Raw genomic sequence first — 297 nt, 5'->3', positions numbered from 1 at the left:
CAGCTGCTCGCAATGCCACGGCATCAACGCCATCAGCGGCGGTGTAGTGCCGGACCTGCGCACCCTGAGCAAGGACAACCACGACCGCTTCCTTGGCATCATCTACGGCGCGCGTATCCCCGATGGCATGCCGTCGTTCCAGGGGCATCTCGACCTGCCGCAAGCCGAAGCCGTGCACCAGTACTTGATCAAGCGTGCCTATGACCTGCAGGAACAGCAGGCCGCCACCAAGAAAACCGCCAGCAACTGACACTTTTGCGCCCGCTCCGACGGGCGTTTTTACATGGACAGGAGAGA

General features: G+C 61.6%; 1 pseudogene. It reads left to right on the top strand.

Annotated features, from left to right (window positions below):
* Positions 1-250, top strand: a pseudogene (locus KZZ04_RS18760) (hypothetical protein); the annotation flags it as partial.
* Between the last annotated feature and the right edge of the window lie 47 nt (positions 251-297).

This window comes from Pseudoalteromonas sp. CR1, assembly GCF_019392235.1.
Lineage (GTDB): Bacteria > Pseudomonadota > Gammaproteobacteria > Enterobacterales > Alteromonadaceae > Pseudoalteromonas.
This window is presented reverse-complemented; position numbering and strand designations above follow the sequence as displayed.